General features: G+C 71.5%; 6 protein-coding genes. 5 read left to right on the forward strand and 1 reads right to left on the reverse strand.

Translation table 11 applies throughout. The features are described 5' to 3' along the window. Nucleotides 1-3: 3 nt before the first annotated feature. The 3 genes from ACFYNP_RS34875 to recQ all read left to right on the forward strand — a co-directional run bounded on the left by ACFYNP_RS34875 (nt 4) and on the right by recQ (nt 5,365). Nucleotides 4-1,575 carry an NADH-quinone oxidoreductase subunit M gene (locus ACFYNP_RS34875; RefSeq protein ID WP_388405427.1) on the forward strand — a complete coding sequence of 524 codons (1,572 nt, stop codon included), beginning with the start codon at nt 4-6 and terminating at the stop codon, nt 1,573-1,575. Further along, the gene (gene nuoN, locus ACFYNP_RS34880; protein WP_189762086.1) at nt 1,572-3,224 is read left to right on the forward strand and encodes an NADH-quinone oxidoreductase subunit NuoN; all 1,653 of its coding nucleotides are present in this window, start codon (nt 1,572-1,574) and stop codon (nt 3,222-3,224) included. Before ACFYNP_RS34875 ends, nuoN begins: the two co-directional genes overlap by 4 nt. A gap of 287 nt (nt 3,225-3,511) precedes the next feature. Next, nucleotides 3,512-5,365 carry a DNA helicase RecQ gene (gene recQ / locus ACFYNP_RS34885; RefSeq protein ID WP_388791201.1) on the forward strand — a complete coding sequence of 618 codons (1,854 nt, stop codon included), beginning with the start codon at nt 3,512-3,514 and terminating at the stop codon, nt 5,363-5,365. A gap of 468 nt (nt 5,366-5,833) precedes the next feature. Here the strand turns inward: recQ and fahA are convergent, their stop codons facing one another. Continuing rightward, complete coding sequence (gene fahA, locus ACFYNP_RS34890; RefSeq protein WP_388791203.1) at nt 5,834-7,063, reverse strand: fumarylacetoacetase; 1,230 nt, start codon at nt 7,061-7,063, stop codon at nt 5,834-5,836. Between the two features lie 220 nt (nt 7,064-7,283). Between fahA and ACFYNP_RS34895 the strand changes: the two genes are divergently transcribed. Beyond that, nucleotides 7,284-8,519: an ATP-grasp domain-containing protein gene (locus tag ACFYNP_RS34895; RefSeq protein WP_388791213.1), complete on the forward strand. Its 1,236-nt coding sequence runs from the start codon at nt 7,284-7,286 to the stop codon at nt 8,517-8,519. Between the two features lie 44 nt (nt 8,520-8,563). After that, a complete protein-coding gene (locus ACFYNP_RS34900; protein WP_388791205.1) occupies nt 8,564-9,769 on the forward strand; it encodes an NAD(P)-binding domain-containing protein in 1,206 nt (401 codons plus the stop codon). Nucleotides 9,770-10,146 lie beyond the last annotated feature (377 nt).

Below are 10,146 nucleotides of genomic sequence, written 5' to 3' on the forward strand. Positions count from 1 at the left end.
GCAATGTCCTTTCCCCTCCTCACCGCGACGGCCGCCCTCCCGGCGCTCGGCGCGATCGCCACCGCGGCCGTCCCGGCCGCACGGCGGACCGCCGCCAAGTGGCTGGCCCTGCTGGTCTCGGTGGGCACCCTGGCGCTCGCCGCGATCCAGCTCGTACGGTTCGAACCGGGCGGCGCGCGCTACCAGTTGACCGAGTCGCACGCCTGGATCAAGGACTTCGGCGTCCGGTACGAACTGGGCGTGGACGGCATCGGCGTGGCCCTCATCGGCCTCACCGCGCTGCTCATCCCGTTCATCATCGCGGCCGGCTGGCACGACGCCGACCCCCTGGAGACCAACAGCAGCCGTTGGCGGCCCACCCAGGGCTTCTTCGCCCTGATCCTCGCCGTCGAGGCGATGGTGGTGCTCTCCTTCGAGGCCACCGACGTCTTCCTCTTCTACATCCTGTTCGAAGCCATGCTCATCCCGATGTACTTCCTCATCGGCGGCTTCGGCGACCGGGCACACGCCCAGGGCGACGAGGCCGCGGCGACGCAACGCTCGTACGCGGCCGTCAAGTTCCTGCTCTACAACCTGGTCGGCGGGCTCATCATGCTGGCCGCCGTCATCGGCCTGTACGTGGTGGCGGGCTCCTTCTCGCTGAACGAGATCGCCGCGGCCCGCGCGAGCGGCTCGCTCCACATGGCGACCAACACCGAGCGCCTGCTGTTCCTCGGCTTCTTCTTCGCCTTCGCGGTGAAGGCCCCGCTGTGGCCGCTGCACACCTGGCTGCCCAACGCGATGGGCGAGGCCACCGCGCCGGTCGCCGTGCTGATCACCGCGGTCGTCGACAAGGTCGGCACCTTCGCGATGCTGCGCTTCTGCCTCCAGCTCTTCCCGGAGGCCAGCAAGTGGGCGACGCCGGTGATCGTGGTGCTCGCCGTGATCAGCATCATCTACGGGGCACTGCTCGCCGTCGGCCAGCGCGACATCAAGCGCCTGGTGGCGTACGCGTCGATCTCGCACTTCGGCTTCATCATCATGGGCATCTTCGCGATGACGAGCCAGGGCCAGTCCGGCGCCACGCTGTACATGGTCAACCACGGGATCTCGACGGCCGCCCTGATGCTGGTGGCCGGCTTCCTGATCTCGCGCCGCGGCTCCCGGCTCATCGCGGACTACGGCGGCGTCCAGAAGGTCGCACCGGTGCTCGCCGGCACGTTCCTGATCGGCGGCCTCGCCACCCTGTCCCTGCCGGGCCTGGCTCCCTTCGTCAGTGAATTCCTGGTCCTGGTCGGCACGTTCAGCCGCTACCCGGCGGCGGGCGTGGTCGCCACTCTCGGCATCGTCCTGGCCGCGCTCTACGTCCTCGTCCTCTACCAGCGGACGATGACGGGACCGGTCAAGGCCGAGATCCAGGGCATGCCCGACCTCAAGGTCCGCGAGCTGCTCGTGGTCGCCCCGCTGATCGGCCTGCTGATCTTCCTCGGGGTCTACCCGAAGCCGCTGACCGACATCGTGAACCCGTCGGTCCGCCAGACCATGTCGGACGTACAGAAGAAGGACCCCAACCCGGTGGTGGAGGCGGCCAAGTGAGCTCATCAGCTGTCCACAGCCTGTGGACCACGGCGGCCGAGGGGAAGCTGGACAAGATCCCCGCGCCGCACATCGAGTACGCCCAGCTCGCCCCCACGCTGATCGTCCTCGGCGCGGCGCTGATCGGCGTCCTCGTCGAGGCCTTCGTCCCGCGCCGCAGCCGCTACTACGTCCAGGTCTTCCTGTCCGTGGTCGCGCTCGCCGCCGCCTTCGCGGCGGTGGTCGGCCTCGCGGCCGGCGGCTACGGGACCACCAAGGCGCACATCGCGGCGATGGGCGCGATCGCCGTCGACGGCCCCGCGCTCTTCCTCCAGGGCACCATTCTGCTGGCCTCCGTGGTGGCGGTCTTCACCTTCGCCGAGCGCCGCCTCGACCCCGAGGCGCACGGCAACAGGGTGGACTCCTTCGCCGCGCAGGCGGCCTCGGTGCCGGGCAGCGACAGCGAGCAGGCCGCGGTCAAGGCCGGGTTCACCACCACCGAGGTCTTCCCGCTCGCCCTCTTCGCGGTCTCCGGGATGCTGGTCTTCCCGGCGGCGAACGACCTCCTGACCCTGTTCGTGGCTCTGGAAGTCTTCTCCCTCCCGCTCTACCTGCTCTGCGCCCTCGCCCGCCGCAAGCGGCTCATGTCGCAGGAGGCGGCGGTCAAGTACTTCCTGCTCGGCGCGTTCTCCTCGGCCTTCCTGCTCTTCGGCATCGCGCTCCTCTACGGCTACGCGGGCTCCGTCTCGTACGCCACGATCGCGGACGTCGTCAGCGGCTCGGTCCAGAACGTGGACCCGGCGCTCGCCGGCACCATGGGCAACGACGCGCTGCTGCTCATCGGTGGCGCGATGATCCTGATGGGCCTGCTGTTCAAGGTCGGCGCGGTGCCGTTCCACATGTGGACGCCCGACGTCTACCAGGGCGCGCCCACCCCGGTCACGGGCTTCATGGCGGCGGCCACCAAGGTCGCGGCCTTCGGCGCGCTGCTCCGCCTCCTGTACGTGGTGCTGCCCGGCATGAGCTGGGACTGGCGTCCGGTCATGTGGGGCGTCGCGATCATCACGATGCTGGGCGGAGCGGTCGTCGCGATCACCCAGACCGACATCAAGCGGCTGCTCGCGTACTCCTCGATCGCGCACGCCGGATTCATCCTGGCCGGTGTCATCGCCACCAACGCGGACGGCATCTCATCGGTGCTGTTCTACCTCGGGGCGTACTCCTTCGTGACGATCGGCGCGTTCGCGGTCGTCACGCTGGTACGGGACGCGGGCGGTGAGGCGACGCACCTCTCCAAGTGGGCGGGCCTGGGCCGTCGTTCGCCCCTGGTGGCGGCGGTCTTCGCGGTGTTCCTGCTCGCCTTCGCCGGCATCCCGCTGACCTCCGGCTTCTCCGGGAAGTTCGCGGTGTTCAAGGCGGCGGCGGAGGGGGGTGCGGGCGCGCTCGTCGTGGTCGGTGTGATCTCCTCCGCGGTCGCGGCGTTCTTCTACATCCGGGTGATCGTGCTGATGTTCTTCAGCGAGCCCAAGGCGGACGGGCCGACGGTCGCGGTGCCGTCGGCGCTGACGACGGCGGCGATCGGGGTGGGGGTGGCGGTGACGCTCGTACTGGGCGTGGCCCCGCAGTACTTCCTGGATCTGGCGCACAACGCGAGCGTGTTCGTCCGGTAACGGATGGTGTGGGTGGGGCCTCGGCGCGAGTGGGTGGCGCCGGGGCCCCTTTTCCTTTCCCCACCCCGCCCCTTCCCGAGACCCTCCGGGGGTGTGGGTGGCCGACGGTTGACCGCTGGGGCTCCGGTCCACCTACAGGGGCGCGGGGAACTGCGCGACCAGCCCCGTACGATCCGCACCCGCACGACCCGGGGTTGTGGATAACTTCGCGGGGTGCCGGCGGGGGCGGCTACCGTTGCTTGCGTGAATGGTGAGGCAGCCGACGGACCAGTACGGGGGACAGAGCGATGAGCGCGACCGGCACGCAGGCGGTGGACACGGAGTCCGAGGCCCTGGCGACACTGCACCGAGTCTTCGGATACGAGAGCTTCCGCGGCGCCCAGGGCGAGGTCATCGACCACGTCGTGGCGGGCGGCGACGCCGTCGTGCTCATGCCCACCGGCGGCGGAAAGTCCCTCTGCTACCAGATCCCCGCCCTGGTCAGGCCCGGCACCGGCGTCGTCGTCTCCCCCCTCATCGCCCTGATGCAGGACCAGGTGGACGCGCTGCGCGCGCTCGGCGTGCGGGCCGGGTTCATCAACTCCACGCAGGACTTCGACGAGCGCCGCACGGTCGAGGCCGAGCTCCTCGCGGGCGAGCTCGACCTGCTCTACCTCGCCCCCGAGCGGCTGCGCGTAGAGGCCACCCTCGATCTGCTCTCCCGAGCCAAGATCTCCGTCTTCGCGATCGACGAGGCGCACTGCGTCGCCCAGTGGGGCCACGACTTCCGCCCCGACTACCTCGCCCTGTCCCTGCTCGGCGAGCGCTGGCCGGACGTGCCCCGCATCGCGCTCACCGCCACCGCCACGGACGCCACGCACCGCGAGATCACCCAGCGCCTCGGCATGCCGGACGCCCGGCACTTCGTGGCGAGCTTCGACCGGCCCAACATCCAGTACCGGATTGTGCCCAAGAACGACCCGAAGAAGCAGCTCCTCGGCTTCCTCAAGGACGAGCACGACGGGGACGCGGGCATCGTCTACTGCCTCTCGCGGGCCTCAGTGGAGAAGACCGCGCAGTACCTGAGCGACAACGGCGTGCGGGCCGTCCCGTACCACGCGGGTCTCGACGCGGGGACGCGCGCGGTCAACCAGTCCCGCTTCCTGCGGGAGGACGGGCTCGTGGTGGTGGCGACGATCGCGTTCGGCATGGGCATCGACAAGCCGGACGTGCGGTTCGTGGCCCACCTCGACCTGCCCAAGTCGGTCGAGGGCTACTACCAGGAGACCGGCCGCGCCGGGCGGGACGGTCTCGCCTCGACGGCGTGGATGGCGTACGGGCTCCAAGACGTCGTCCAGCAGCGGAAGTTGATCCAGGGCAGCGAGGGTGACGAGGCGTTCCGGCGCCGGGCAGCCGCGCATCTGGACGCGATGCTGGCGCTCTGCGAGACCGCCTCGTGCCGGCGGGCCCAGCTGCTCGGCTACTTCGGCCAGGAGGCCGGGGCCGAGAACTGCGGCAACTGCGACACGTGTCTGACGCCGCCGCAGACGTGGGACGGCACGGTGGCCGCACAGAAGGTGCTGTCCACCGTCGTACGGCTCCAGCGCGAACGGGGCCAGAAGTTCGGGGCGGGCCAGATCATCGACATCCTGCTCGGGCGCAGGACCGCGAAGATCATCCAGTTCGACCACGACCAGCTGTCCGTCTTCGGCATCGGCGAAGACCTGTCCGAGCCCCAATGGCGTGGCGTGGCGCGGCAGTTGCTCGCGCAGGGTCTGCTCGCGGTGGAGGGGGAGTACGGGACGCTGGTCCTGACCGAGGCGAGCGGGGAGGTGCTCGGCGGCCGCCGGGAGGTCCGGATGCGGACGGAGCCCGAGAAGCCGGTGCGGGCAGCGCGCGGCCCCGCGAAGAAGTCCACCGTGGCGGCCGACCTGCCGCCGGAGGTGGTTCCGGTCTTCGAGGCGCTGCGGGCGTGGCGCGGGGCGCAGGCGAAGGAGGCGGGGGTTCCGGCGTACGTCATCTTCCATGACGCGACGCTTCGGGAGATCGCGGCGGTTCGGCCGGGGTCTTTGGAGGAGCTCGGCACGATTGGGGGGGTGGGGGAGAAGAAGCTCGCCACGTGGGGCGAGGGGGTGTTGGGGGTCCTCAACTCCCTTGAGTAGGGAGGGTGCTGCTGTCCGCGGCGGGCCGGCTCGGGGGGTGCGCTGGGGCTTCGCCGCGGACCCCGGGGTTTTGCCCCGCCCCGCCCCTTCCCGCAACCCTCCGGGGGTGGAGTGGGGGTAGGTCGGCTTCCCGGGGCTGCGCCCCGGGCCCCGCTCGTGCGGGTGCGGGTGCGGATCGTGCGTGGCTGGTCGCGCAGTTCCCCGCGCCCCTCAACCCCGTTTCCGTCTGCGGGCCGTGGTCGCTTGCTCGCGCAGTTCCTCGCGCCCCTAAGGGCCTCGGTGCTGGCCCGCATGGGCATCTTCAGCCCGTCCGGCGATTGAGGACGAGCGCCGTTCAGGCGCGAACGGGGTCTGGGGCGGAGCCCCAGGGGCCGGAACCCGCCAACCCCGAGTCACGGGCGGGCGGGTGGGCAAACCCCCCGGGGTCTGGGGCGGAGCCCCAGGGGGCCCGGGCGCAGCCCAGGGGGGTCAGCCGGCCGCCGGGGTGATGCGGCCACGGACCTCGCCGAGGCCGACCGGAATGCCGTGGGGGCCAGGGGCCCAGGCCGTGAGGGCCACCTCGTCCCCGTCCTCCAGGAACGCCCGCTTCCCGGCGGGAAGTTCCAGCGGCTCGGAGCCGTTCCAGGTGAGTTCGAGGAGCGAACCGCGCTCGCCGCGCGAGGGCCCGCTCACGGTGCCGGAACCGTACACGTCCCCCGTACGCAGCGACGCCCCGTTCACCGTCATGTGGGCCAGCTGCTGCGCCGCCGTCCAGTACATCGAGGCGAACGGCGGCTCGGCGACCACCGTGTCGTTGATCGACACCGAGATGCGCAGGTCGAAGCCGCCCGGCACCTCCTCGGCGGAGTCGTCCAGGTAGGGGAGGAGGGGGAAGTCCCGGGCGGGCGGGGCGACTCGGGCCGCGGTCAGGGCCTCAAGGGGGGTGACCCATGCCGAGACCGAGGTCGCGAAGGACTTGCCGAGGAAGGGGCCGAGCGGCACGTACTCCCAGGCCTGGATGTCCCGCGCCGACCAGTCGTTGAGCAGGAACAGACCGAAGACGTGGTCCTCGAAGGAGGCGAGGTCCACCGGCTCGCCGAGGGCGGACGGCGTGCCCACCACGAAGCCGACCTCGGCCTCGATGTCCAGCTTCACGGACGGGCCGAAGACCGGCGCCGGGTCCGAGGGCGCCTTGCGCTGGCCCCGCGGGCGGACGACCTCGGTGCCCGACACCACGATCGTGCCGGAGCGGCCGTGGTAACCGATCGGCAGGTGCTTCCAGTTGGGGGTCAGGGCGTCCCCGTCGGGACGGAAGATCCGGCCCACGTTGGTGGCGTGGTGCTCGCTGGCGTAGAAGTCGACGTAGTCGGCGACCTCGTACGGCAGGTGCAGCTCGACGTCGGAGAGCGGGTGGAGCAGCGGCTCTATCACCGGGCGGTGCGCGGGCACGGTCACCCAGGCGGTGAGCGCCCGGCGCACATCGCGCCAGGCCGTGCGCCCCGCGGCGAGCAGCGGGTTGAGGCTCGGCTTGGCGAGGAGCGCCGCGTACGGGGAGCCCAGCGCGTGCGCCGCCGCCCCCGCGTCCAGGACGTGGTCGCCGATGCGGACGCCGACCCGGCGGTCCTCGGGATGGCCCGGCGTGGAGAAGACGCCGTAGGGGAGATTGTGCGGGCCGAAGGGGTCGCCTTCGGCCAGTTCGAGCGGGCTCTGCTCGGACATCGGTGCCTGCCTCGCTTTCCACGGGTGTACGTCACACGTTACGTCGGTGGTGCTCGGGGCGGCAGTGCCTAAAGAGTTCGTAATGTCCGGAAATTCCGTCTGCGGGAGCGGGCGTTGCCCTTTAGCGTCTCTGCCGGGGCGCGTCCGGCGAGGGGGCCGCGTGTCCTGCGGGGCTGTGGGGGCTCTCTGTCCCGAGGGGGGACTGGTGGCGGGCAGTAGCGTGCTGTTCAGGGCGGACCGGGACGTACCGGGACTGATCGTGAAGTTCGGGAACTATCCGTTGCACCACGGAGGGGTCGGCGCGATCCGCAGCCTCGGCAGACTCGGGGTGCCGATGTACGCGATCACCGAGGACCGCTGGACGCCCGCGGCCCACTCCCGTTTCCTCACGGGCGCGTTCCCCTGGCCGACGACCGGCACCGAGGAGCCGGACGTGCTCGTGGACGGGCTGCTCCGGATCGGCCGCCGGATCGGGCGGCCCGCCGTCCTCATACCCACGGACGAGGAAGCCGCGGTACTGATCGCCGAGCACCAGAAAGAACTCGGTGAGAGTTTCCTTTTTCCGCCCGTGGCACCGGAGTTGCCCCGCCGCCTCGCCAGCAAGCAGGGGCTGCACGAACTGTGTGTGGAGCACGGGGTGCCGTCCCCGGCCGCCGCCTTCCCCGACACGTACGCCGATGTCGAGGACTTCGCGCGGCACGCCCGCTTCCCTGTCGTGGCCAAGAACCGGGAGGCGTTCGTACGGCGGCACAGTCCGGCCGTGCCCGGCACCACCCGGATCGAGGACCGGGCGCATCTGCTGGCGCTGGCCCGCGGCTGGGGCGAGCGGCCCGGGGTGGTCCTCCAGGAGTATCTGCCGCGCGAGCAGGCCGAGGACTGGATCGTGCACGCCTACTTCGACGAGAACTCCACCCCGCTGGCTCTGTTCACCGGGGTCAAGGTCCGCTCCTGGCCGCCGCACGCGGGGATGACGGCGAACGCCTATGTCGTCGACAACCCCGAACTCGCCGCTCTGGCAGAGCAGTTCGTGAAGCGGATCGGCTTCAGTGGCATCGTCGACCTGGATCTGCGCTTCGACCGGCGGGACGGGCGCTACAAACTCCTCGACTTCAACCCCCGGATGGGCGCGCAGTTCCGTCTGTTCGAGAACGAGGCGGGCGTCGACGTCGTCCGTGCCCAGCACCTCCATCTCACCGGCCGCAGGGTGCCGGAGGGCGAACAGCGCGCCGGGCGCCGCTATGTGGTGGAGAACATCGACCTGCCCGCGCTGCTCGCCTACCGGCGCAGCGGCTACACCACCCCGCACGCGCCGGCCCGGCCGTCCGGAACCGAGTTCGCCTGGGCCGCGGGGGACGACCCCGGCCCCTTCTTCACGATGATGGCCCGATTCGTACGGCCCGGGGCACGGCATCTGTACCGGCTCTGGCGGAGCTCCCGCCGCGCGGTGACGAAGTGATCCGGCGCCGAGCCGTATTCCGAGAATCCGAGAAGGGGATGCGAGTGAGTACTGCGACACGTCCGGTGGCGGTCATCGGCGCGGGGCCGTTCGGCCTGTCCGCCGCCGCCCATCTGCGCGCCCGCGGCATACCGGTCCGCGTCTTCGGCTCGCTGATGGCGAGCTGGCGCGAGCACATGCCGGTGGGCATGCTCCTCAAGTCGACGCCGGCCGCGTCCAGCATCGACGCGCCGCAGCGGGGGCTCTCACTGCTCGACTTCTGTGCGGACACGGGTGTGCGGCGCCTGGAGTCGGACTGGGACCTGATCCCGGTGGAGGCGTTCTCGGCGTACGGGCAGTGGTTCGCGGGGAAGCTCTTCCCCGACCTTGAGCAGGTCCGGGTGGTCTCGGTGGACCGGGTGCCGGGCGGCGCGTTCGCGCTGAAGCTGGACTCCGGGGAGGCCTTCGAGGCGCGGGCGGTCGTGGTCGCCACCGGGCTCTCGGGCCTGGCCCGGATGCCGCGCGAGCTGGCCGCGGCCGTGCCGGACGGCCCCTCGGCGGCGGGTCCCGTCTCGCACGCGGCCCAGCACCACGACCTCTCCGGCTTCGCCGGGCGTGAGGTCCTGGTGATCGGGGCGGGCCAATCGGCCCTGGAGAACGCGGTGTTGATGGCCGAGGCGGGGGCGAGCGTACGGGTCGTCGCGCGCGACGCGGGGGCGGTCCGCTTCGGTACGGCGCCCGACCTCCAGCCCCGCTTCAGCCCCGACTCGCCCTTCGGCAGGGCCTGGTCGCTGTACGCCTTCTCCTACCACGCGACCCACTTCCGGCGGCTGCCCGCGCCGGCCCGCCACTATCTGGTCCGCAAGGTGCTGGGTCCGCTCGGGGCATGGTGGTTGCGCGAGCGGTTCATCGGGCGGGTGGCGGTGACCGAGGGGCGCCGGGTGGTGCGGGCCCGGGTGGTCGGGGGGCGGCCCGTGCTCACCCTCAGCGGGGGTGCGGGGGCCCAGCGTGAGCTGTCGGCGGACCACGTCATGGCGGCGACGGGGTACCGGATGGACGTGGCGGCGCTCGACTTCCTCGGGCACGGGTTGCGTACGCAGCTGTTGGCGTCTCGGGGGGCGCCGGTGCTGGACGCGGGTTACCAGTCCTCGGTGCGGGGTCTCTACTTCACCGGGTTGCCGGCGGCGGCGTCGTTCGGGCCGGTCATGCGGTTCGTCTGCGGCACGACATACGCCTCCCCCAGGCTGGCCGCCTCGCTCGCGGCGACCTGACCCCCGACCCCCTAGGGCTCCGCCTCGACCCCCTGGGGCTCCGCCCCAGACCCCGGGAGGACGCCCCTCCCCGCCCCTTCCCGCAACCCTCCGGGGGTGGAACGCCGGTGCGGGTGACCTCACCGGGGCTGCGCCCCGGGCCCCCTTGGTTCGACCTTGGTTCGGCTGCGGACCGTGCGTGGTTGCTCGCGCAGTTCCCCGCGCCCCTAAGGGTCTCGGTGCTGGCCCGCATGAGCATCTTCAGCCCGGCTGGCTGATCGATGCTGGCCGGCATCGGGCACCTTCAGCCCGTCATGGGGGTCCCCCCTGGCCCTTAAGGCCTTGGGGGAGTTTGAGGACGAGCGCCCTTAAGGCGCGATACGGGGTCCGGGGCGGAG

This window comes from Streptomyces sp. NPDC006691 (genome assembly GCF_042869955.1).
Classification (GTDB): domain Bacteria; phylum Actinomycetota; class Actinomycetes; order Streptomycetales; family Streptomycetaceae; genus Streptomyces.